We start from the raw sequence: 22786 nt of genomic DNA, 5'->3' as shown, positions 1-22786 counted from the left end.
TGATGCACCAATAGACTGCGGAGTATGGGGGAAATTACATTAAGGCAACGTTTTGTCCCGACGCAGATGCAGCAGGTACTGAATCGGCCCCGAGACGGCATAAACCAGAAATGCCAACAGCAGGATACGCGGCGGATCACTGAAGACCACGGCGAACGCCAGCACGACCACCAGGATAGCCACGAAGGGAACGCGCCCCTTAAGGTCCAGCTCCTTGAAGCTGTTGTACTTGATGTTACTGACCATCAACATCCCGGCCGCAGCGACCATCAAGGCCACCAGGAACGACATTTTCGATCCCTGGATGCCATAGTCACTAAACGCCCAGACGATCCCCGCCACTACACCCGCCGCCGCCGGACTGGCCAGGCCGATGAAGTAACGCTTGTCGGCAGTTCCTACCTGGGTATTGAAGCGTGCCAGACGCAACGCCGCGCCCGCGACATAAATAAAGGCAACCATCCACCCCACCTTGCCCATATCACCCAGCGCCCAGGCGAATGCCAAAAGCGCCGGAGCAACACCAAAGGCAACCATGTCCGAGAGCGAGTCGTACTCGGCACCGAAGGCACTTTGAGTATTGGTCATACGCGCCACGCGACCATCCAGGCCGTCGAGCACCATGGCGACAAAGATCGCAATGGCAGCAAAGCCGAAATACTTGCTGGCACTCGCAGCATCACCCGCCGCCAGCGCGCTCTGAGCACTCATGGAGTTGATAATGGAATAGAACCCGGCGAACAGGTTCGCCGTGGTGAACAGGTTGGGCAAAAGATAGATGCCACGATGCCGGACCTTGCGGCCTTCCGCGTCATGCCCTTCTTCGACATGCTCATCGATCGGCAGCAGGCTTTCGGCGTCAGAAGCCTGGCTTGGCTCTTCGGGACGTTCGCTCATGGACTTTACCTTGCAACGGTGTGAAAAATTCGACAAATACTCGCGGCGAGTGTTCGCACGCAAACGATGCAGCTTTATACCAGAACCGGCCTCTCAAACGAAAAAACGCGGCCTAGGCCGCGTTTTCTCTTGATGCGCTCGACTTAGTTTTTGGCTTTGTCGACGATCTTGTTGGCACCGATCCACGGCATCATCGAGCGCAGTTGCTCGCCGATCACTTCGATACCGTGAGCAGCGTTGTTACGACGCTTGGCGGTCATAGAAGGGTAGCCGGTAGCGCCTTCGCTGATGAACATTTTGGCGTACTCGCCGTCCTGAATACGTTTCAGGGCGTTGCGCATGGCCTGACGGGACTCGGCGTTGATCACTTCCGGGCCAGTCACGTACTCGCCGTATTCGGCGTTGTTGGAGATCGAGTAGTTCATGTTGGCGATACCGCCTTCGTACATGAGGTCAACGATCAGCTTCAGTTCGTGCAGGCATTCGAAGTAGGCCATTTCCGGCGCATAGCCAGCTTCAACCAGGGTTTCGAAACCTGCTTTGACCAGCTCAACGGTACCGCCACACAGAACGGCTTGCTCGCCGAACAGGTCGGTTTCGGTCTCGTCCTTGAAGGTAGTTTCGATGATGCCGGTACGACCGCCACCCACGCCGGCAGCGTAGGACAACGCAACGTTCTTGGCGTTGCCGGAGGCGTCCTGGTAGATAGCGATCAGGTCTGGAATACCGCCGCCTTTCACGAACTCGGAACGTACGGTGTGACCTGGCGCTTTTGGCGCGATCATGATCACGTCCAGGTCAGCGCGCGGCACAACCTGGTTGTAGTGAATCGCGAAGCCGTGGGAAAAGGCCAGGGTGGCGCCTTTCTTGATGTTCGGCTCGATTTCGTTTTTGTACAGCGAGGACTGGAACTCGTCCGGAGTCAGGATCATGACCAGGTCGGCAGCCGCAACAGCGGAAGCAACGTCAGTCACTTTCAGGCCGTGAGCTTCAGCCTTGGCAACAGTGGCCGAGCCTTTACGCAGGCCAACAGTCACGTCAACGCCGGAATCTTTCAGGTTGCAGGCTTGCGCGTGACCTTGGGAGCCGTAGCCGATGATGGCGACTTTCTTGCCCTGGATGATCGACAGGTCACAATCTTTATCGTAATAAACTTTCATGAGGTTCCTCTATATATCCAGGCCGTAAGGCCATTCACTAATTTGGGTTAGATGCTGAGTACTTTGTCGCCACGGGCAATCCCGGTGACACCACTGCGTACCGTTTCCAGAATCGAGGCCGTCCCGATCGACTGGATGAAGCTGTCCAGCTTGTCGCTTGTACCGGTCAGTTGAACGGTATAAACGCTGGCACTCACATCGACGATCTGCCCGCGATAGATGTCGGTAGTGCGCTTGATCTCGGCACGTTGAGCACCCGTGGCCTTGACTTTAACCAGCATCAGCTCGCGCTCGATGTGGGCACTTTCCGACAGGTCGACCAGCTTGACCACTTCGATCAGCTTGTTGAGGTTCTTGGTGATCTGTTCGATCACTTCATCATGACCCACGGTGGTCAACGTCAGGCGCGACAGGGTCGGGTCTTCGGTCGGGGCCACGGTGAGGCTTTCGATGTTGTAGTTGCGTTGCGAAAACAGGCCGACAACACGAGACAGAGCGCCGGGTTCGTTCTCCAGAAGCAGGGAGATAATATGCCGCATGATTAAGTACGCTCCGTCTTGTTCAGCCACATGTCGCGCATAGAGCCGTCTTTGATCTGCATCGGATAGACGTGCTCGCTGGTATCCACCTGAATATCGATGAACACCAGGCGGTCTTTCATGGCGAACGCTTCTTCCATCTTCGGCTTTAGATCTTTCAAATCAGTGATGCGAATGCCGACATGGCCATAGGCTTCAACCAACTTGATGAAATCCGGCAACGATTCCATGTAGGAATGGGAGTGACGGCTACCGTAGCTCATGTCCTGCCACTGACGAACCATGCCCAGTACGCCATTGTTCAAGCAGACGATCTTCACCGGAAGGCCGTACTGCAGGCACGTCGACAACTCCTGGATGTTCATCTGGATGCTGCCTTCGCCGGTGACGCAGGCAACGTCGGCATCCGGGAAGCTCAGTTTCACCCCCATGGCCGCGGGAAAACCGAAGCCCATCGTGCCCAGGCCACCGGAGTTGATCCAGCGGTTGGGCTTGTCGAACTTGTAATACTGCGCGGCGAACATTTGGTGCTGACCTACGTCGGAGGTCACAAAGGCATCGCCCTTGGTCACTTCGCACAGGGTCTCGATCACGGTTTGTGGCTTGATGATGCTGCCGTCGCCCTTGTCGTAAGGGAACAAGCCGCGATCGCCGCGCCATTCATCGATCTGCTTCCACCAGCTGGCAACGGATTCCTTGTTCGGCGTCTCGCCGATGTCCTTGAGCGCGGCGACCATTTCGGTCAACACGCTTTCCACCGGCCCAACGATCGGCACGTCGGCCTTGATGGTCTTGGAAATGGACGCCGGGTCGATGTCGATGTGAATGATCTTGGCATTCGGGCAGAACTTGCTCGCGCCGTTGATCACACGGTCATCAAACCGTGCGCCCACCGCCAGGATCACGTCGGCGTGGTGCATGGTCAGGTTGGCGGTGTAGCTGCCGTGCATGCCGAGCATGCCGACAAACTGACGATCCGTGCCTGGAAATGCGCCGAGGCCCATCAGGGTATTCGTGACCGGCAGGTTGAGCATCTTGGCCAGTTCGGTCAACGGTGCGGAACCGCCGCCCAGAATCACGCCACCGCCCGAGTACAGCACTGGGCGCTTGGCCGCCAGAAGCATTTCTGCTGCCTTGCGGATTTGCCCAGAGTGCCCACGCACGGCCGGGCTGTAGGAGCGCAGCTTGGCTTTCTTCGGGAAAACGTATTCGAATTTTTCAGCCGGGTTGGTCATGTCTTTCGGGATATCGACCACTACAGGACCCGGACGACCGGACTGAGCGAGGTAGAAGGCCTTTTTCATGACTTCCGGGATTTCCGACGCATGCTTGATCATGAAGCTGTGTTTCACGATCGGCCGGGAGATACCGATCATGTCGGTTTCCTGGAATGCATCGGTACCGACCATGGTGCTAGGCACCTGGCCAGAGATGATCACCATCGGGATAGAGTCCATATACGCAGTCGCGATGCCGGTAATGGCATTGGTTGCGCCTGGGCCAGAGGTCACCAGTACCACACCGGCTTTACCGGTGGCACGGGCATAACCGTCAGCCATATGGGTCGCGGCCTGTTCGTGGCGAACCAGGATGTGGGTAACAGCCGGCTCCTTGAACAGTGCGTCGTAAACATGCAGCAGAGCACCACCTGGGTACCCGTAGATATAGTCGACGCCTTCGTCACGCAAAAAGCGGACGAGCATCTCACCGCCAGATAAAAGCTCCACGTTGTTCACCTCTAAAACGCCAGAATACCGTCCGTTGAAAACCGACGGGTCTTAATAGGTTTACTTCTCAACAGAGCATGAGCGACGGTGGTCGCCGACTACGTCAGCACTGACTGAGCAAGTATTGGGATCGTCCCAAGTGTTGCGGGCTTTTCCCACCCAGCGCGAGGTAACGCGTTGCGGGTGTAACAGGTCGGCGCGGATGTGCGCCTCATGATCTGCCGAGCGGGCCTGCTTCTGGCAGTCCCGATACAGCGGACTTTGGATTCTTGTGTTTCAGGCCCTTCAAGTCAAGCAATAATTGCGCTTTTTTCCAACTAAGCGCATGAGAACGTAGAAGAAAGGCCTTTGAGGAGGGATAAAACTCGCCTGAATGTCGTCAAGCGGTAGAAATATGCGCAAGACTGCCGAAAAACCCGGCAGTCAGGCAATTAACGAGCGTCGACGATCAATTGATCGAACTTTTTCAGCGCATTGCGCAATCCAAGGCTCTCGCGTGGCCGATCGGCGTAAACCATCTCTGCCATTTCGAGGATGCCCGAGGCATTGGGCAACGGCAGGTCCTGTTCGAGGATCTGCTTCATACGTGCCAGGAAGATCCACTGCAGCCACTGATGGAAATCCAGTGTGTCCACCGAAAACGGCTCGACGCTGCTGAGCGCCTGCGCACTGGGGGACACTTCGTCCCACCAGCCCTGCACGCGCAACTCGCGCTCGATCAGCAATAACTGTTCGGCTATCGCGGGAAACCGTGCATCCATCAGAGGTTGACCTTGGCTTTTTGACGGGCCTGCGCAGCGCCGGCGGCATCGCCTTGCGCAGCACGTGCATCACCAATCAGAGCCCACAGGCTGGCTTGCAGGTCGGGACGACCATTGGCCAGCGAGAGCCCACGACGAGCGAACTGCTCGGCTTGCGGCGCATCCCCCTGGGCCATGCGGACCTGTGCCAGGCGGTACAGCACTTGCGGCTCGCGAGGCGCAACGCGTTGCGCGCGCTCAAGGCTGGACGACGCACCGTTCAAATCGCCCCCCGCCTGTTGTTGCTGCGCAGTGGTCAGCAGCGCCAGCACCGGGCCATCCAACTGCTCATCAGCCGACAGGCCGCCCGCATTGGAAGACGAAGGAATGCCACTCGGCGTCGACGGCATCGTGTAGGTGCCTTGGTTGACCGGCGCCGCCTGAATCGGCGCAGCGTCGATCGGCCCGGAAGTGCTTGGCCCTGGCGTCCACGGCTCCGCACTGATCGGCGCCGACGTGGCAGCACCGCCGCCCGGCACCATCACTACAACGCCCGAATCCTGAGGCATGGCCTGCGGCTTGGCTTGCGCCGGACGGTTGGTCACGGTCTGGCGGAAACCGCCATTGGCCGAGATGCGGTCGTTATTGGAAACGGCCGTGCTCGAGTCCACCACGGGAATGGAGCCGCGCTGCACGCTGGAACAGCCGCCGAGCAAAGCCAGAACTGTAATCGCTGGAATACACCACTTGTTCACTTGAAACCCTCTTTGCTTAATTCATCCAGCCCTTGACCCAGTCCATCACCGATTCCGCGTCAGCGGGGGCACCGCCACCGCACGCAGCTCCAGGAGGTGGTTCGCTGCCGCGAATATACGGCATCTGCACCGCGCCCGGGCAGTTGGCATCGGAGCCTTGACCTGTGTGCGGATCAATCCAGGCCTGCACGATGTTATCCGGCTGCGGCATGTTTAACGGCAGCGGGTCGGCCTTGCGCATGAAACTGGTCCAGACCTGCAGCGCACCGGTCGCACCGGTAAACGGCGTCTTGCCATTATCGTCACGACCCAGCCACACCACCGCCAGCACGTCCTGACCAAAACCGGCGAACCAACTGTCACGTGAGTCGTTACTGGTACCGGTCTTGCCCGCCAACGTGAGGTTGGACGGCAGCACTTTATAGACAGAACTGCCGGTACCTTCACGCATCACGCGCTGCATCGCGTTCTGGATCAGGTAGATCGAACCCGCATCGAAACGCTGCTGGATCTGGAACGGGTAGCGCTTGAGCGGCTCACCTTCAGCGGTCAGCACACTGCGAATCCCGCGCATAGGGGTATTGAAACCGCCGTTGGCGAGGGTCTGATACATGGTCGCGACTTCCATCGGCGTCATTGCGCCAGCACCCAGCAGGATCGACGGAAAGGCCGGGAACTCACGGGTAATACCCAGTCGCGCCAGGGTCTTGAGAACATTCGGCACGCCCACTTCAAGGCCCAGGCGCGAAGTGGAAATGTTGTAGGAATGCGCCAGCCCCTGGTACAGGAATACGGTGCCATGGGAGCGGCGATCGAAGTTCTGCGGCGTCCACACCTGGCCATCCCCGCCTTTGACCGACAATGGGTCATCCGACAGCCAACTGGTCAGGGTGTATTTGCTCGGTTTTTCCAACGCCGTCAGGTAGACCGCCGGCTTGACCAGCGAGCCGATCGGCCGCACCGCATCCAGAGCACGGTTGAAGCCGGCAAAGCTGGCCTGGCGACTGCCGATCATGGCCTGGACTTCACCCGTTTCCGGGTTGGTCACCACCATCGCCGCTTCTACTTCATCGGAACCTTTACGGCCCGTCAGACGCTTGAAGGTGTCGTTGACCGACGCTTCCGCTTTCATCTGCAGGATCGGGTCAAAACTGGTAAAGATCCGCAGGCCTTCTTCGGTCAAGTCTTCGTCGCGGTAATCTTCACGTAACTGGCGTTTAACCAAATCGATGAAGCCGGGGAAAGAGCTGTCCGCCAATTTGCCACGAGTGGTCACACCCAATGGCATTTTCTTCGCTGCTGCAACTTGCTCAGCGGTGGCCACACCCTGCTGCTCCAACACATCAAGCACCAGGTTGCGACGCTCCAACGCACGCTCAGGGTTGCGGCGCGGGTTGTAGTAGGACGGGCCCTTGACCATGCCCACCAACAAGGCGACCTGATGCAACTTCAGCTCGGACAGCGGCTGACCGAAGAAGAACTGGCTGGCCAGACCGAAACCGTGTACCGCACGCTGGCCATCCTGGCCGACGAAGACCTCGTTGAGGTACGCCTCGAGGATTTCCTGCTTGCTGTAGTGCAGCTCAAGCAGCATCGCCATCATGGCTTCGGTGAGTTTGCGGGTCAGGCTGCGCTCGCTGGTCAGGTAGAAGTTCTTGACCAACTGCTGGGTCAGCGTACTGCCGCCCTGAGTCATCTTGCCGCCGGAGGTGTTGATCCAGATCGCGCGGGCAATCGACTTCGGCGAGACGCCCCAGTGGCTATAAAAGTCGCGGTCCTCGACGGCAACCAGGGTTTCAAGCAGATACGGCGGCACCTGATCAAGCTTGATCAAGATGCGATCTTCAAGGTTCTTCGGGTAAATCCCACCGATCATCAGTGGTTCGAGGCGCACCACCGGTAGCTTAGAGCCGTTGAGCGATGACAGCTCCGCCACATAGTCACCGGAAAAACGCACGCGTACCGGCTGGGCTTTTTCCAGGCCTTCATAGAATTGAAAGCCGCGGGTATTCAGGTCGACCGTATTACCGCTGACAGCCGCCGCGCCCGGCCCGTTGCTCACGGGTTCACGACGGTAGCCCAGGGCATCGAGCTCAGTGAGGAAGTCATCCTTGCTCAGCTTCTGGCCAGTGAACAGCTCCAGCGGGCGCGCGTACACCTTGGCCGGAATGGTCCAGCGCTTGCCGGAGAACTTCTCCTGGACCACGGCGTCGAGGTACACCGCGACGCCTGCGAGCACCACAAGGCCCACAAGGCCGAGCTTGAGCGCCCAGCCGAGCCACGGACGCAGGCCACTGGAAGGAGGTTTTTTACGGGAACGGGGAGATCGGGTTCGAGTCATGGCGGCGGATTATACGCACTTTATTGATGTTCAACATGAGCCCGACAGCGGTTTGCACGACCGCCCGTAGCGGCCATAATGCCCGCCATGATTTCCCCCAGACTCTGAAGGATCGCCCGTGAGCCAAACACTGATCGCTGCCCTGCAAAACCCGGCTTTATACCCGCATCCGGTTGAAGCGTTCCACGTCATCGAAACCCATATTTCGTGGGTAGTGCTCACGGGGCCTTACGCTTATAAATTGAAGAAGCCGATGAACTTCGGCTTTCTGGATTTCACCGATCTGGAAAAACGCGGCCACTTTTGCAACGAAGAACTGCGCCTCAACCAACGCTTGACCCAGGATTTGTATCTGGACGTGCTGCCGATTACCGGTACGGCCGACGCACCTCGATTGGGCGGTGAAGGGCCGGTGATCGAGTACGCACTGAAGATGCGTCAGTTCCCGCAAAGCCAATTGCTCAGCACTTTGCAGGCCAACGGCGAGCTGACCAGCGTACACATCGATGAGATGGCCAAACAAATTGCGCACTTTCATCTCACCGCACCAAAGGTCCCGCAGGAACACCCCGCCGGTACCGCGAACGAAGTGATGGCACCGGTTCGGCAGAACTTCGATCAGATTCGCCCGTTTCTCAGCGATAAAGCCGACCTGGCCCAACTGGAAGCGCTCCAAGCCTGGGCCGAAAGCAGCTTCGAACGCCTTAGACCCCTGCTGGCACAGCGCAAAATCGACGGTTTCACTCGCGAGTGCCACGGTGACATTCACCTGGGTAACGCCACCTTGATCGATGGCCACGTAGTGATCTTCGACTGCATCGAGTTCAACGAACCGTTCCGTTTTACCGACGTGTACGCCGACACCGCGTTCCTGGCCATGGACCTGGAAGACCGCGGCCTCAAGTCCCTCGCTCGCCGCTTCATCAGCCAATACCTGGAGCTGACCGGCGATTATCAGGGCCTTGAACTGCTGAATTTCTACAAAGCCTACCGCGCACTGGTACGCGCCAAGGTGTCGCTGTTCAGTATGCCGAGCGAGGCAAGCCCGGTGCAGCGCGCCACCACCCTGCGTCAATACCGCAACTACGCCAACCTGGCGGAAAGCTACAGCACCATTCCGTCGCGTTTCCTGGCGATTACCCACGGCGTGTCCGCAGTGGGCAAAAGCCACGTCGCCATGCGCCTGGTAGAAGCACTGGGGGCCATACGCTTGCGGTCGGACGTGGAGCGCAAGCGCCTGTTCGGCGAGCAGCAGGTAGAAAACACCCCGCAGGCGGGTATTTACACCACAGATGCCAGCGCCAAGACCTACGCTCGCCTGAATGAAATCGCCGACACCGTGCTACGCGCCGGTTTCCCGGTGGTGCTGGATGCCACTTTCCTCAAGCGCGAGCAGCGCGACGCAGCCGCCAAGGTTGCCGAAGCCACTGGCGCTCCCTTCCTGATCCTGGATTGCAACGCGCCATCAGCTGTTATCGCCAGTTGGCTGGCACAACGTCAGACAGATAAAAATGATCCGTCTGACGCTACGCTGGCCGTTATTGAAGAACAGCAGGCCAACCGTGACCCGCTGACCGCTGAAGAGCTGCTGCTGAGCAAATGTGTCGAGACCAACCAAAGCGGAACCCTCGATGCGTTGGTTGCACAAATTCGTCAACGCCTGCCTGGTCTGTAAGAAAAATTTCTTGGGCGTGTCGTCTTCTTGGGCGCACGCCCCAGCAATAGTGGCACTATAATGGCGTCATAAATCCAACAGGAGGTGCCCTCATGAGTCAGCCTAAGCTTCTTGATACCCCGCTCTACGCGCTCCTGCATAAAGACGATATTCGAGGCTTCAATCATCAACGCCCGAAAGAAGGCGTCATCGACATGCGCGGTGGCGACTTCCGTGGGCTGGACTTACGCGACCTGCACGCGGATGACGTGGATTTCACTGATGCGTACTTCCGCTCCGCCGATCTGCGCGGCCTGGATTTGCGTCACTGCTCGCTGGAGGGCGCCAGCCTGGCCCATGCACAGATTTCGGGCACCTACTTCCCGCCTGAGTTGACCGCCGACGAAATCCTTATGTCGGTCAACTTCGGCACCCGCCTGCGCTATCGCACCAAGTAATACATCCGCCCAAGGCCCGACTACGCGCAATGCGTAGCGGGCGCTTTACCCTGCCCGCCGTCAAAATCCCCGCGCCATTCTTATAAGCTTTTGGGCCGTTTCGGACCAAAGAACCACGCTTTTCCTACTGAGCGCTACACTCCCTTTCAGGCTTGCCTGGTCACGATACCCACCGCACCATTCGGCCGTTGCAAGGAGGCTTGATGAACGATGAGCTGCAACACCTGAAGAACCTCGGCAAGACATCAGCACAATGGCTGCATGCGGTGGGCATCCACAGTGCATCGGACTTGCGTCGCCTGGGGGCGGTCGATGCGTATCGAGCCGTAAGGACCCGTGGCTTCCGGGCCTCCAAGGTTTTGTTGTACGCCATTGAAGGCGCCTTGATGGATGTGCACTGGAACGACATTCCTGCGGAGCGCAAGGAAGCATTGAACCGGCAACTGGAGGCGATTGCAGCGCGCCAGAAAATTTAAAATGGCCGGCAAACCCAAGGTCTACGCGGGTTTCGAACAGATGTTTGAGAAAAAACCAAAAGCAGGCAAAAACAACTGTTGACTCACAAATGAGAATCGTTATGATTATCACAACTGGTCGCGAGATCAGCCGATAACTGAAAGACCATTGGTTCGGACTCTCAGATTATCTCCTCATCAGGCTAATCACGGTTATTTGACCCGGCTCTTGCCGGGTCTTTTTTTGCCTGCGCGAAAGCTGGCATCACCGCGTGATAATCAACGCATGCCCACGTTCCGGATGCGGCTGCACCAACACATCCAGCCCAAACACCGCTTTAAGCGGCTCGGGCCGCATCACCTGTGCCGGCATATCCAGAGTATGCGGGCGCCCCTTCTCCAGCAGCAAAATGCGGTCACAGTAACGCGCGGCCAGGTTCAAGTCGTGAAGGATTACCAGCACCGCCGCCCCGCGATCGGCAAACGCCCGAATAGCCTGCAAGGTCGTGTGTTGGTGTAGAGGATCAAGCATTGATGTGGGCTCATCCAGCAACAAGGTCTGCCCCGCCTCTCCAGGCCATAGCTGCGCCAGCACGCGCGCCAGGTGCACGCGTTGACGCTCCCCGCCGGATAACGCCAGGTAACTGCGGCCCTTCAAGTGCGCGACATCCGCCGCCTGCAAGGCCGCCTGGATGATTTCGTCATCGCGTACGCGGCCGGTTTGATGAGGTAAACGGCCCATGCCGACCACCTCTTCGACACGGAACGCAAAATCCAGGGTCGAGGTTTGCGGCAACACCGCCAGTCGCTGTGCACGCTGCGATCCGCTCCAGTTTTCCAGCGCTTGCTGATCCAGCCACACCTTGCCCTGATTGGGGCGTAACTCACCGCATAACGCACCGAGCAGCGTACTTTTCCCGGCGCCGTTGGGGCCCAGCACGCCGAGCACTTCGCGCGGCAGCAGGTCCAGGGTGATATCCGCCAGCACAGTCTTGCCGCCGCGACGAATCTGCAGGTCTTGCACACTCAACATCAGGCACGCCCCCGCAACAACAGGTAAAGAAAAAACGGCGCGCCAATGAACGCGGTCACGATACCGATGGGCAGTTCAGCCGGTGCCAAGGCCAGCCGCGCGACCAGATCGGCAAACAACAGCAAACTCGCGCCCGCCAATACCGAAGCCGGCAACAACACCCGGTGATCAGGCCCCGCCAGCAACCGCACCAAATGCGGCACTACCAGCCCGACAAAACCAATCATGCCCGCCGCCGCCACCGCAGCCCCTACCCCCAAGGCAGTGCAGAACACCAATTCACGCTTGAGCCTTTCAACGTCAATTCCAAGATGATTGGCCTCGGATTCACCCAGCAACAATGCATTCAGTGCTTTCGCCCGGCGCGGCAACCACAGCGCCACCCCAGCGCTGACCAGCAGCAACGGCCACAACCGCGAATAACTGGCACCGTTGAGGCTGCCCAGATTCCAGAACGCCAGAGTGCGCAGAGTGGCGTCATCCGCCAGGTAGGTGAACAGGCCTACCGCCGAACCGGCCAACGCCGTAAGGGCGATACCCGCGAGCAGCATCGTCGCGACATTGGTCTGGCCGTTATGCCGCCCCAGGCGATAGACCAGCGCGGTAACGCCCAACCCGCCCAAAAAAGCGCACAACGACAGCAAGTAGGGCCCGAGTGCATCCGGCAGCCCACCCAACAGCGAACCGCCGACAATCGCGATAGCCGCCCCCAGCGCCGCGCCACTGGAAACGCCCACCAAACCCGGATCTGCCAGCGGGTTGCGAAACAGCCCCTGCATCGCCACGCCCGACAAGGCCAATACGCCACCCACCGCCAGGCCCAGCAAGGTTCGCGGCAGACGAATCTGCCCCAGGATCAGTTCAGCCTGCTCCAAACCTTGCGCTTCGATCGGCACGCCGACCAACCGCAACGCCGCCTTGAGCGTATCCAGCAACGGCAAACTCACCGGCCCCAGTGCCAACGAGAGCCAGGTCGCTAACACACACAACAGCGACAGCCCGACAAACAGTGTTTTCGGTTTAACCAGAGAGGTCATGGGGAAGGCTTGGCCTGAGGCGGATAAAAGCCGCTGGATAAATGCACCAGGCTTTGCGGCAGGCGCGGCCCAAGCCCGCCCACCAACAGCGTCGGATCCAATTCAAATACTCGCCCATTCTTTGCGGCAGGCGTTGAAGCCAGGATCGGATTTTCCTTGAACAACGCCGCGCGTGCCGCATCCCCCGTAAGGGCACGGTCAGCAAATACCAGTACATCCGGGCTCAACCCTGCCAGCGACTCCACGGAAAACGGTTTGTAACCACTATGGGTGGCCAAGTTATGCCCACCCGCCTGCTGCAGCACCCAATCGCCCGCCGTGTCTTTACCGGCGATCAACGGCTTGCCCCCGGCATGGCCGATCAGCAGCAACACACCCGGCGCCTTTTGCGTGGACCGGGCCTTGGCAACCCAGTTTTTTTGCTGAACCAGCGCCTGTTCATATCCGGCAAACAATTCGCGGGCCTTGGTTTCGTCCCCGAGTAATTTGCCCAGGTGTTGAAGATTGCCGTTCAAGCTCGGCAGATCTGGCTGCGCGGAGAACATTTCGACCTGGACACCTGCGTTGCGAATCTGCGCCAGCACCGGCGGCGGCCCCATCTCTTCGGTACCCACCAACACCTGGGGGCGCAGGCTGAGAATACCTTCGGCCGACAACTGCCGCTGATAACCAATGCTGGGTAGGGCCTTGAGCGATTCAGGATGCTGACTGGTGGTATCCACCCCCACCAGTTTCGACTCGCCGCCCAACGCCGTCACCCATTCAGACAGCGCCCCACCGGCACTCACCCAGCGTTGTGGCGGCTCAGAGGCTTGCGCCCCGGGGTTGACCAGCAGTCCGACAACAAGCGCAATAGCGCTGGCACTCAGGCGCATAACAGGGTTTCCTTCCAGAAGCAGGGCCTCTTGAGCGCTCACGAATGTGACAGATAATCCCTGCCAGGCATCGAACCGAGTACCCAGTCAGCAAACGGGCGAAGCCGGCATTTGATAATTGTTTGCATTTGAACGTCAAGGCACTTAAGGATTGTAATGAAGTTTCTCTGCCCCTCTGATGAGCTAGCGCCAGACAGCAGCCGCGGGTTTGATATCGACGGCTGCAAGCTATTGGCGGTGCGCCGGGAGGGCATTGCCTACTTCTATATCAACCGCTGCCCCCATCGAGGCATCCCCCTGGAATGGCACCCTGATCGCTTCCTCGACGACAGCGCCAGCCTGATCCAGTGCGCCACCCACGGTGCACTGTTCCTGATCGAGAGCGGCGAATGCATCGCAGGCCCGTGCGCCGGCAAGAGTCTCATTGCGCTGCCCGGCCGTGAAGACGAACAAGGCCTGTGGGTAGACGTCTAGTCGAGCAGCACGTCCAATCGGCGGTCCACGCCAATTTCCTCGGATGTCACCCGTACGCCATAGGCCAGCACTTCCACGCCGGCCGCCTTGGCTTCGCGCAGGGCCGCAGCGTAGATGGCGTCGATTTCCACCGCCGGGCGCACCGCATCAATGCCCGACAGGTTGACGCAATACAACTGCACCGCCCGCGCACCCTGCCGCGCCAGGTGCGCCAGCTCGCGCAGATGCTTGGCGCCACGCTGGGTCACCGCATCGGGGAAAGCGGCAACCCTGCTGTCGTCAAAGCCCAGGGTGACGCTTTTAACTTCCACGTAGGCCGCGCCGTCCGGGTATTCCAGCCGGAAGTCGATCCGACTTTTCTCCTGACCGTAGGGCACTTCACGCTTCAATGCGGTGAAGCCGTTGAGTTCCGTGATCACGCCCGCGCGCAACGCTTCCTCCACCAACTGATTGGCGCGCGCCGTGTTCACACATGCCAGGCGCCCTTGCGGTGTTTCGGCAATTTCCCAGGTACCAGGCAATTTACGCTTGGGGTCACTGGAACGGCTGAACCAGACCTGCCCGCCTTCGACCATGCAATTGAGCATGGAACCGGTGTTTGGACAGTGAATGGTGAGCAACTCGCCGGTAACGGTTTCGATATCGGTGAGAAAGCGCTTGTAGCGCCGGATCAGCCGACCCTCTTCGAGGGGAGGATAAAAACGCATCAGCCTTGCCAACTCCGCAGACCACGGGCAATTCGCTCTACGGCTTCCTGTAGGCGCTCAAGGTTTTGGGTGTAGGCAAAACGCACGTGGTGGCCGGCTTGATAGCGACCAAAATCCAATCCGGGGGTAAAGGCGACGTGTTCGGTTTCCAGGAAGTGACGACAAAACGCGAAGGCATCACCGCCGAACGCGCTGATATCGGCGTACAAATAGAATGCACCTTGCGGCTCTATCGCGATGCCGAAACCCAGTTCGCGCAGGGCCGGCAATAGAAAGTCGCGACGGCGGCCAAATTCGGTGCGGCGCTCTTCCAGAATGCTCAGGGTTTGCGGGGTAAAGCAGGCCAGCGCCGCATGCTGAGCCATGCTGGGTGCGCTGATATAGAGGTTCTGCGCCAGTTTTTCCAGTTCACTTACCGCCGCCGGCGGGGCTACCAGCCACCCCAGGCGCCAGCCGGTCATACCGAAATACTTGGAAAAACTATTGAGCACGAAGGCATCGTCGTCGACTTCCAGCACACTCGCGGCGTCTGTGCCGTAAGTCAGACCGTGATAGATCTCGTCCACCACCAGATGGCCGTCACGTGCCTTGATCGCGCTCGAAAGCCCAGCCAACTCGTCCCGCGTGAGCATCGTCCCGGTAGGGTTGGCCGGAGAGGCGACCAGCGCGCCTACGCTGTCCTGGTCCCAGTGCTTGGCGACCAGGTCGGCAGTCAACTGGTAGCGCACTTCAGGGCCCACGGGCACCAGTTGGGCGGCACCTTCAACCAGCCGCAGAAAGTGCCGGTTACAGGGGTAACCGGGATCTGCCAGCAGCCAGTGCTTACCCGGATCGACCAGCAGGCTGCTGGCCAACAACAACGCGCCGGAACCGCCAGGCGTGATCAGAATGCGCTCGGGGTCTACGCACAATCCGTAACGCTGCTGGTAAAACCCGCTGATGGCTTCGCGCAACTCCGGCAAGCCACGAGCGGCCGTGTAACGGGTCTTGCCATTGGCCAGCGCCGCCTGGCCGGCCTGGATAATCGGCTCGGCGGTAGTGAAATCCGGCTCGCCGATTTCCAGATGGATCACATCATGGCCAGCAGCCTGCAGCTCATTGGCCCGCGCCAGCAATGCCATGACATGAAAAGGTTCGATGGCGCGACTGCGCGCACTGTAGGGCTGAGCCATTAGCCTTCCTTAACGGTGAGGACAAAATCCGGATTCTACCGAACCCTGGCGCTAAAACATGCTCTATTGCCTGTTCGGCCGCCTGTGTGGTCCGGGCAAGCGCGTACAAAACGACTAAAATCAACATCCGAGCCGAGACATACCCAGCCACGACAGGCGATTGCAGTTTGCAACCTCTGCGCGACGGGCCTCGACAACCGGGAGTGGCGCACCCCGAATCTATCTGGTAAGTTCGCCCGCTTGCAGCCGCAGGGCCGGCAGGTGTCGGTGACGTTGCAATCCTGCGCAATGGATTAGAAGAGTGAGAGGCGGTCTATTCATGTCCACCCAAGACAAGCAAAACATCAGCGGCTTCGAACCTTACGTAGAAAAGAAAGGTGAGGAGTACATGGGCGAGCCCATGCGCGCGCATTTCACCAAGATCCTGAACAAGTGGAAACAGGACTTGATGCAGGAAGTTGACCGCACCGTTGACCACATGAAGGACGAAGCAGCCAATTTTCCTGACCCGGCCGACCGTGCCAGCCAGGAGGAAGAATTTGCCCTCGAACTGCGCGCCCGTGACCGCGAGCGCAAGCTGATCAAGAAGATCGACAAGACCCTGCAACTGATCAAGGACGAAGAATACGGCTGGTGCGAATCCTGCGGCGTCGAGATCGGCATTCGCCGCCTGGAAGCCCGCCCGACTGCGGACCTGTGCGTAGACTGCAAGACCTTGGCCGAAATCAAGGAAAAACAGGTCGGCAAGTAATCCTGCCGGGCTGAACGAATGGGGCGTGCGAACGCCCCATTTCTGTTTCTGGCGTTTACCGATTTTCCAGTAGTATCCGGCCCATGACAGCCTCTACCTATATCGGGCGTTTTGCCCCCACGCCCAGCGGCCATTTGCATTTCGGCTCACTGGTCGCCGCCCTCGCTTCTTACCTTGACGCCCGCGCCCACAAAGGCCGTTGGCTGATGCGCATGGAAGACCTTGACCCTCCCCGCGAAGAGCCCGGCGCACAGGCTGCGATTCTTCATGCATTGGCAAGCTATGGTTTCGAATGGGACGGTGAACTGGTCCGACAAAGCGAGCGGCATGATGCCTACGCCAAGGTATTGAACGACCTGTTCAACCATGGCTTGGCCTACGCCTGCACCTGCTCGCGCAAACAGCTGGAACCCTATAACGGGATCTATCCCGGCCTGTGCCGCAATGCCGGCCATGAGCAGCAGAATGCGGCCATCCGCTTGCGTGTTCCTGAGCTGGAATACCACTTTACCGACCGCGTGCAAGGCGAATTCCGACAACACTTGGTCCGCGATGCAGGAGACTTCGTTATCCGTCGCCGTGACGGTCTCTACGCCTACCAACTGGCCGTGGTGCTGGATGATGCCTGGCAAGGCGTTACCGATATCGTGCGCGGCGCCGACCTGCTCGATTCCACCCCGCGCCAGCTGTACCTGCAAGAGCTGCTGGGCCTGCGCCAACCACGCTATTTGCACGTGCCATTGATCGTCCAGCCGGACGGTAACAAGCTGGGCAAGTCCTACCGTTCACCGCCGTTGACGCCAGGCCAGGCCACCCCCTTGCTGGTCAGGGCCTTGCGCGCGCTCGGCCAGCAACCGGCGGCCGAACTGCTTCATGCCAGCCCGCGGGAGCTGCTCGACTGGGGCATCGAGCACTGGGATGCCACACTGATCCCACGCACACTGACGCTGGCCGAGGCGCAATTGAGCTGAAGGCGCTTGCAGCTTGCCCGGCATCCGTTACCATCGCCGCAGTTTTTTAATCAGAGGCCAACATGTACATCTATCGATTGGTCCTGCTGCTGGTCGTCGGGATCTACCTGTTTTCCCCCGCCATCATGGATTGGTGGATCGACGCCACGGGCGCCTGGTATCGCCCCTATCTGCTGTGGCTGATCCTGATCGTCGTGACTTTCATCCTGCAGAGCCAAAAAGATGCCGATGAGCTTTAGCCTCACCCAGATGTTGCTGATCAGCGCCGCCTACCTGGCCGCGCTGTTCGGCGTCGCCTGGATCAGTGAGCGCGGAATGATCCCGCGGGCGATCATTCGCCATCCGTTGACCTACACCTTGTCCCTTGGCGTGTACGCCAGCGCCTGGGCGTTTTATGGCACGGTCGGTCTGGCCTATCAGTACGGCTACGGTTTCCTGTCCAGCTACCTCGGCGTATCCGGCGCCTTTTTGCTGGCGCCGGTGCTGCTGTACCCGATCCTGAAGATCACCCGCACCTACCAACTGTCGTCCCTGGCCGACCTGTTTGCCTTCCGCTTTCGCAGCACCTGGGCCGGCGCATTGACAACCGTGTTCATGCTGATTGGCGTATTGCCCTTGCTGGCCTTGCAAATCCAGGCCGTGGCGGACTCCATCAGCATCCTCACCCGCGCACCGGTGCAACATGTGGTTGCCCTGGCCTTCTGTGCACTGATCAGCCTGTTTACGATTTTCTTCGGCTCGCGCCATATCGCCACCCGCGAGAAGCACGAAGGCCTGGTATTTGCGATTGCCTTCGAGTCGGTGATCAAGCTGATCGCCATCGGCGGCGTGGGCCTCTATGCGCTTTACGGCGTATTCGATGGTCCCCAACAGCTGGAACTGTGGCTGCTGCAAAACCAGACCGCCCTCGCCGCCCTGCACACGCCATTGCAGGAGGGCCCTTGGCGTACGCTGCTGCTGGTGTTCTTCGCCTCGGCAATCGTGATGCCGCACATGTACCACATGACATTTACCGAGAACCTCAACCCACGCTCGCTGGTCAGCGCCAGTTGGGGCTTGCCGCTGTTCCTGCTGCTGATGAGCCTGGCGGTGCCGTTGATTCTGTGGGCGGGCCTCAAGCTGGGCGCCACCACCAACCCCGAATATTTCACGCTCGGCATCGGCATTGCCGCCAATAGTCCCGCGCTGGCCCTGCTCGCGTATGTAGGTGGTTTGTCGGCCGCCAGCGGCTTGATCATCGTCACCACCCTGGCGCTGTCGGGCATGGCGCTTAACCACCTGGTGCTGCCGCTGTACCAGCCCCCCGCCGAAGGCAATATCTACCGTTGGCTGAAGTGGACGCGTCGCGCGCTGATTGTCGCGATCATCATGGCCGGCTACGGCTTCTACCTGTTGCTGGGCGCCGGGCAAGACCTCGCCAACCTTGGCATCGTTGCGTTTGTCGCCACCCTGCAGTTCTTGCCGGGCGTGTTGTCGGTGCTGTACTGGCCGACCGCCAATCGCCGTGGGTTTATCGCCGGTCTGCTCGCCGGGATTCTGGTCTGGGTCGTGACCATGCTGCTACCGCTGGTCGGGAACCTGCAGGGCTTCTACATCCCGCTGCTGAATATGATCTATGTGCTGGACGACACCAGTTGGCACATGGCCGCGATTGCTTCGTTGGCCGCCAACGTACTGATGTTCACCCTGATCTCGCTGTTCACCAATGCCAGCCCCGAGGAAACCAGCGCCGCCGAAGCCTGCGCCGTGGATAACGTGCGTCGCCCGCAACGTCGCGAATTGCACGCCGCCTCGCCCCAGGAGTTCGCCACGCAGTTGGCCAAGCCACTGGGCGCCAAGGCCGCACAAAAGGAAGTCGAGCAGGCGCTGCGCGATCTGTACCTGCCGTTCGACGAGCGGCGCCCCTATGCGCTGCGCCGCTTGCGCGACAGGATCGAGGCCAACTTGTCCGGCCTGATGGGCCCCAGCGTGTCCCAGGACATGGTGGAAACCTTCCTGCCCTACAAGGCTGGCGGCGAAAACTATGTCACCGAAGACATCCACTTCATCGAGAGCCGGCTGGAGGATTACCACTCACGCCTTACCGGCCTTGCCGCCGAACTCGACGCCTTGCGCCGCTACCACCGCCAGACCCTGCAGGAACTGCCGATGGGCGTGTGCTCACTGGCCAAGGATCAAGAGATCCTGATGTGGAACAAAGCCATGGAAGAACTCACCGGTATCGCCGCGCAACGGGTCGTGGGGTCGCGCCTGAACACCCTGGGCGAGCCGTGGAAAGAACTGCTGCAAGGCTTTATCGACGTGCCCGATGAGCATTTGCACAAGCAGCACCTGGCCCTCGATGGCCAGACCCGCTGGCTCAACCTGCACAAAGCGGCCATCGACGAGCCCCTGGCCCCCGGTAACAGCGGCTTGGTGCTGCTGGTCGAAGACCTGACCGAAACCCAGATGCTCGAAGACAAACTGGTACACTCCGAACGTTTGGCCAGCATCGGGCGGCTGGCGGCGGGCGTGGCCCACGAGATCGGCAACCCGATTACCGGGATTGCCTGCCTGGCGCAAAACCTGCGCGAAGAACGCGAGGAAGATGGCGAAATCATCGAAATCAGCGGGCAGATCCTCGAACAGACCAAACGCGTGTCACGCATCGTGCAGTCGCTGATGAGTTTTGCCCACGCCGGCGCCCATCAGAACCTTGATGAGGCCGTGTGCCTGGCCGAAGTGGCACAGGACGCCATTGGGCTGCTGGCCTTGAACCGGCGCAATTTCGAAGTACAGTTTTTCAACCTGTGCGACCCGGACCATTGGGTCGACGGCGACTCACAACGCTTGGCCCAAGTGTTGATCAACCTGCTGTCAAACGCCCGCGATGCGACGCCCGCCGGTGGCGCAGTACGGGTCAAGAGTGAGGCTTTCGAGCACACGGTCGACCTGATCGTGGAGGACGAAGGCAGCGGCATTCCACAGAACATCATGGACCGATTGTTCGAACCCTTCTTCACCACCAAGGATCCGGGTGAAGGCACCGGTCTGGGCCTTGCACTGGTCTATTCCATCGTTGAAGAGCATTATGGACAAATCACCATCGACAGCCCGGCTGACACCGAAAGCCAACGCGGCACCCGTATTCGGGTGACCTTGCCGCGTCATGTCGAAGCGACGTCCGCTGTGAACTGAGACCGTCGAGAGAATTGAATCAATGCCGCACATTTTGATCGTCGAAGACGAAACCATTATCCGCTCTGCCTTGCGTCGCCTGCTTGAACGCAATCAGTACCAGGTCAGCGAAGCCGGCTCGGTGCAGGAAGCACAAGAGCGTTTCAGCATCCCCACGTTCGACCTGATTGTCAGCGACCTGCGCCTGCCTGGCGCACCTGGCACCGAGTTGATCAAGCTTGGCCAAGGCACCCCGGTGCTGATCATGACCAGCTACGCGAGCCTGCGCTCGGCGGTAGACTCGATGAAGATGGGCGCGGTGGACTACATTGCCAAGCCTTTCGATCACGATGAAATGCTCCAGGCCGTGGCGCGCATCCTGCGCGACCGTCAGTCGGCCAGCAGCGCACCGGCCGAACAACGCCCCACCGGCAAAGCCGCCGGCGGCGCCGACAAACCGGGCGTCGACAACAGTAATGGCGAGATCGGCATCATCGGCTCCTGCCCACCGATGCAGGACCTGTACGGCAAGATCCGCAAAGTGGCGCCTACCGACTCCAATGTGCTGATCCAGGGCGAGTCGGGCACCGGTAAGGAACTGGTGGCTCGCGCCCTGCACAACCTGTCCAAGCGCGCCAAGGCACCGATGATCTCGGTGAACTGCGCGGCAATCCCCGAATCCCTGATCGAGTCCGAATTGTTCGGCCACGAAAAAGGCGCGTTTACCGGTGCCAGCGCCGGGCGTGCGGGCCTGGTGGAAGCGGCGGACGGCGGTACATTGTTCCTCGACGAAATTGGCGAGTTGCCATTGGAAGCACAGGCGCGATTGCTGCGCGTGCTGCAGGAAGGCGAGATCCGCCGCGTGGGTTCGGTGCAGTCGCAGAAGGTAGATGTTCGCCTGATCGCGGCCACCCACCGTGACCTCAAGAGCCTGGCCAAGATCGGCCAGTTCCGTGAAGACTTGTACTACCGCCTGCATGTGATCGCGCTCAAGCTGCCGGCCTTGCGCGAGCGTGGTGCCGACGTCAACGAGATCGCCAACGCGTTCCTGCTGCGCCAGAGTGCGCGCATCAACCGTACCGACCTGAGGTTTGCGCCGGATGCCGAGCAGGCGATCAGGCACTACTCGTGGCCGGGTAACGTGCGGGAACTGGAGAATGCGGTCGAGCGCGCGGTGATCCTGTCCGAGAGCCCGGAAATTTCCGCCGAGCTGCTGGGCATCGATATCGAACTCAGCGACCTGGAGGATGACGATTTCATCGGCCTGGCCCCGCAACAGGGCGGTAGCAATACCAGCCATGAGCCAACCGAGGATTTGTCACTAGAAGATTACTTCCAGCATTTTGTTCTGGAACATCAGGACCATATGACCGAAACCGAACTGGCGCGCAAACTGGGCGTGAGCCGTAAATGCCTGTGGGAGCGGCGCCAGCGCCTGGGCATCCCACGGCGCAAGACCGGTGTGGCCAGCGAAAGTTGAGGGCGCGCGCCCTTAGGTAACACCCACAGATGTGAAAAAACTGTTACCGCTGATTTTTTGCGTAACAAAAGCCGGGGCTTACGGTAACGAAGCCCCGGCTTTTTTTGGCCCGTCAAAAACCCAAAAACCCCTCAAACCCCCGGTTTTGTTAGGCGGCGCAAAAGTTGGCACGCACCCTGCTATATGCTTAGTACAAAAACAATAACAAGCTTTGTACAAGACAATAAAAATAAGACGAATCGACTCACGCATAACAAAAACAACACGGCGGAGGCGCAGCTAACTGATTCTTTTGGAGAGGCGTTGCATTTGGGGCTTGCCCCGCAACCAGGCCGAGAACAACAAAAACTGCCCTAAGGCAGAGCCTGAACTGGTTGGATCATAGATCAGCAACACAGCGACCA

At 59.5% G+C, this 22786-nt stretch carries 21 protein-coding genes; 9 read left to right on the top strand and 12 right to left on the bottom strand.

The genetic code is table 11. The annotated features are described in order from the left end of the window. Positions 1-39: 39 nt before the first annotated feature. The 7 genes from pssA to mrcB form a co-directional block, all read right to left on the bottom strand. Positions 40-897, bottom strand: coding sequence for a CDP-diacylglycerol--serine O-phosphatidyltransferase (gene pssA / locus AB4N98_RS16970; protein ID WP_065876800.1), 858 nt, complete (start codon positions 895-897; stop codon positions 40-42). Positions 898-1040: 143 nt separating this feature from the next. Then, positions 1041-2057, bottom strand: a complete 1017-nt coding sequence (gene ilvC / locus AB4N98_RS16965) for a ketol-acid reductoisomerase (RefSeq protein WP_003194132.1) — start codon at positions 2055-2057, stop codon at positions 1041-1043. Positions 2058-2104: 47 nt separating this feature from the next. After that, positions 2105-2596: an acetolactate synthase small subunit gene (gene ilvN / locus AB4N98_RS16960; RefSeq protein ID WP_003176102.1), complete on the bottom strand. Its 492-nt coding sequence runs from the start codon at positions 2594-2596 to the stop codon at positions 2105-2107. A gap of 2 nt (positions 2597-2598) precedes the next feature. After that, a complete protein-coding gene (locus tag AB4N98_RS16955) occupies positions 2599-4323 on the bottom strand; it encodes an acetolactate synthase 3 large subunit (protein WP_026067331.1) in 1725 nt (574 codons plus the stop codon). A 431-nt stretch (positions 4324-4754) separates the two neighbouring features. Then, entirely contained in the window at positions 4755-5084 is a 330-nt protein-coding gene (locus tag AB4N98_RS16950) for a YqcC family protein (RefSeq protein ID WP_017528763.1), read from the bottom strand. Next, positions 5084-5818, bottom strand: a complete 735-nt coding sequence (locus AB4N98_RS16945) for a tetratricopeptide repeat protein (protein ID WP_017528764.1) — start codon at positions 5816-5818, stop codon at positions 5084-5086. The genes AB4N98_RS16950 and AB4N98_RS16945 overlap by 1 nt, the downstream gene beginning before the upstream one ends. A 16-nt stretch (positions 5819-5834) precedes the next feature. After that, positions 5835-8159 carry a penicillin-binding protein 1B gene (mrcB, locus tag AB4N98_RS16940; RefSeq protein WP_017528765.1) on the bottom strand — a complete coding sequence of 775 codons (2325 nt, stop codon included), beginning with the start codon at positions 8157-8159 and terminating at the stop codon, positions 5835-5837. A 118-nt stretch (positions 8160-8277) separates the two neighbouring features. Here mrcB and AB4N98_RS16935 point away from each other — a divergent pair, with 118 nt between their 5' ends. From AB4N98_RS16935 to AB4N98_RS16925, 3 genes are all read left to right on the top strand, one after another. After that, the gene (locus AB4N98_RS16935) at positions 8278-9834 is read left to right on the top strand and encodes a bifunctional aminoglycoside phosphotransferase/ATP-binding protein (RefSeq protein WP_135196738.1); all 1557 of its coding nucleotides are present in this window, start codon (positions 8278-8280) and stop codon (positions 9832-9834) included. A 92-nt stretch (positions 9835-9926) separates the two neighbouring features. Beyond that, entirely contained in the window at positions 9927-10271 is a 345-nt protein-coding gene (locus tag AB4N98_RS16930) for a pentapeptide repeat-containing protein (protein ID WP_017528767.1), read from the top strand. Positions 10272-10474: 203 nt separating this feature from the next. Then, a complete protein-coding gene (locus AB4N98_RS16925; RefSeq protein ID WP_017528768.1) occupies positions 10475-10747 on the top strand; it encodes a TfoX/Sxy family protein in 273 nt (90 codons plus the stop codon). Positions 10748-10991: 244 nt separating this feature from the next. Here the strand turns inward: AB4N98_RS16925 and AB4N98_RS16920 are convergent, their stop codons facing one another. The 3 genes from AB4N98_RS16920 to AB4N98_RS16910 are packed head-to-tail and all read right to left on the bottom strand — an operon-like array spanning position 10992 to position 13671. Further along, on the bottom strand, positions 10992-11759 hold the full coding sequence (locus AB4N98_RS16920; protein WP_460148836.1) for a heme ABC transporter ATP-binding protein: 768 nt from the start codon (positions 11757-11759) through the stop codon (positions 10992-10994). Then, entirely contained in the window at positions 11759-12742 is a 984-nt protein-coding gene (locus AB4N98_RS16915) for a FecCD family ABC transporter permease (RefSeq protein WP_175404173.1), read from the bottom strand. Before AB4N98_RS16915 ends, AB4N98_RS16920 begins: the two co-directional genes overlap by 1 nt. A 50-nt stretch (positions 12743-12792) precedes the next feature. Then, complete coding sequence (locus tag AB4N98_RS16910; RefSeq protein ID WP_065876796.1) at positions 12793-13671, bottom strand: heme/hemin ABC transporter substrate-binding protein; 879 nt, start codon at positions 13669-13671, stop codon at positions 12793-12795. A 156-nt stretch (positions 13672-13827) separates the two neighbouring features. Here AB4N98_RS16910 and AB4N98_RS16905 point away from each other — a divergent pair, with 156 nt between their 5' ends. Continuing rightward, positions 13828-14145: a Rieske (2Fe-2S) protein gene (locus AB4N98_RS16905; protein ID WP_017528772.1), complete on the top strand. Its 318-nt coding sequence runs from the start codon at positions 13828-13830 to the stop codon at positions 14143-14145. Here the strand turns inward: AB4N98_RS16905 and sfsA are convergent. Further along, positions 14142-14852, bottom strand: coding sequence for a DNA/RNA nuclease SfsA (gene sfsA / locus AB4N98_RS16900; RefSeq protein WP_068937241.1), 711 nt, complete (start codon positions 14850-14852; stop codon positions 14142-14144). The genes AB4N98_RS16905 and sfsA overlap by 4 nt on opposite strands. Beyond that, positions 14852-16024 carry a pyridoxal phosphate-dependent aminotransferase gene (locus tag AB4N98_RS16895; protein ID WP_017528774.1) on the bottom strand — a complete coding sequence of 391 codons (1173 nt, stop codon included), beginning with the start codon at positions 16022-16024 and terminating at the stop codon, positions 14852-14854. Before AB4N98_RS16895 ends, sfsA begins: the two co-directional genes overlap by 1 nt. A gap of 319 nt (positions 16025-16343) precedes the next feature. Here AB4N98_RS16895 and dksA point away from each other — a divergent pair, with 319 nt between their 5' ends. The 5 genes from dksA (at position 16344) to AB4N98_RS16870 (ending at position 22382) form a co-directional block, all read left to right on the top strand. Continuing rightward, a complete protein-coding gene (gene dksA / locus AB4N98_RS16890; RefSeq protein WP_065876794.1) occupies positions 16344-16775 on the top strand; it encodes an RNA polymerase-binding protein DksA in 432 nt (143 codons plus the stop codon). A gap of 83 nt (positions 16776-16858) precedes the next feature. After that, complete coding sequence (gene gluQRS / locus AB4N98_RS16885; RefSeq protein ID WP_460148835.1) at positions 16859-17746, top strand: tRNA glutamyl-Q(34) synthetase GluQRS; 888 nt, start codon at positions 16859-16861, stop codon at positions 17744-17746. Between the two features lie 62 nt (positions 17747-17808). Beyond that, a complete protein-coding gene (locus AB4N98_RS16880; RefSeq protein ID WP_003176118.1) occupies positions 17809-17985 on the top strand; it encodes a hypothetical protein in 177 nt (58 codons plus the stop codon). After that, positions 17969-20923: a sensor histidine kinase gene (locus tag AB4N98_RS16875; protein WP_017528777.1), complete on the top strand. Its 2955-nt coding sequence runs from the start codon at positions 17969-17971 to the stop codon at positions 20921-20923. Before AB4N98_RS16880 ends, AB4N98_RS16875 begins: the two co-directional genes overlap by 17 nt. Before the next feature lie 22 nt (positions 20924-20945). After that, positions 20946-22382: a sigma-54-dependent transcriptional regulator gene (locus tag AB4N98_RS16870; RefSeq protein WP_017528778.1), complete on the top strand. Its 1437-nt coding sequence runs from the start codon at positions 20946-20948 to the stop codon at positions 22380-22382. The last annotated feature ends 404 nt before the right edge of the window (positions 22383-22786 follow it).

The organism is Pseudomonas sp. S3_E10 (assembly GCF_054667615.1).
Note: the sequence above shows the minus strand (reverse complement) of the source record. Positions and strands in the feature narration are given on the sequence as shown.